This window comes from Bradyrhizobium sp. WSM4874, assembly GCF_055811835.1.
On the sequence record NZ_JBVVPR010000216.1, the window covers coordinates 1 to 426 of the forward strand.

Annotated in this window: 1 pseudogene; it reads left to right on the forward strand. The window is 58.5% G+C overall.

From position 1 onward, the window contains the following. Window positions 1-152: 152 nt before the first annotated feature. Window positions 153-426 (forward strand): annotated as a pseudogene (locus AC0L3P_RS40090) (transposase); the annotation flags it as partial.

Below are 426 nucleotides of genomic sequence, written 5' to 3' on the forward strand. Positions count from 1 at the left end.
GCTGAGAGCACGACGTTGGCGGCGTCGCCGGCGCGGCCTTTGAGATAGCAGCGGCCAAGGTGACAAAGCTGGCCCGGCAAATTCGGACAGTAGCTTTAGTGGATTTTCTGCCTGACAGCGGCGAGGATTCTTGCCGCGAATCAGGAGCGAAGATGACGACGAAGAGCCGCCGGACGCATTCTCCGGCATTCAAGGCGAAGGTTGCTTTGGCTGCGATCAAAGGCGATAAGACGCTGGCAGAGCTGGCGCAACTGTTTGATGTTCATCCGAACCAGATCATCTGGAAAAACCAGCTCCTGGAAGGCGCCGCCGGCGTGTTTGGGCATGACAAGGCATCGGCCGAGCGCCGGTCGATTTGAAGGCGTTACATGCCAAGATCGGCGAGCTGGCGTTGGAAAACGATTTTTTGTCCGGCGCGCTCACCAA